The 270-nt window shown below is 42.2% G+C and carries 1 protein-coding gene; it reads right to left on the bottom strand.

What is annotated here, in order from left to right:
• Positions 1–128: hypothetical protein (locus P8629_RS12905; protein ID WP_442908706.1), on the bottom strand; the 128-nt coding region annotated here is incomplete at its 3' end.
• Positions 129–270: the final 142 nt, after the last annotated feature.

The raw sequence follows: 270 nt of genomic DNA, 5'->3' as shown, positions 1-270 counted from the left end.
ACTTGTACCTCACATACGCACGGTTGAGTTAACGTCACCTGAGGAATAATGGTGTACATATCACCTTGCTGAGTTGTATTGAATGTTATTTGATTTGCCAGCGCGGCAATGAGTAATAGCGTATGCATCATATTCTCCCGAAAAAAAAACAGGGCTCACGCCCTGTTTATTATCAGTCAGAAAACTGAATTAGTGTTGGTTAGCTGTAGCATTGTTACCAAAGCCAACCTGCTGAATCAGCACATTGGAGTCAGAGGCTGTCTGATTAAC

The organism is Hydrogenovibrio sp. 3SP14C1, from assembly GCF_029625905.1.
In the GTDB taxonomy this organism is placed as follows: domain Bacteria; phylum Pseudomonadota; class Gammaproteobacteria; order Thiomicrospirales; family Thiomicrospiraceae; genus Hydrogenovibrio.
The sequence above is the reverse complement of the archived record's forward strand: the minus strand, read 5'-3'. Positions and strand labels throughout refer to the sequence as shown.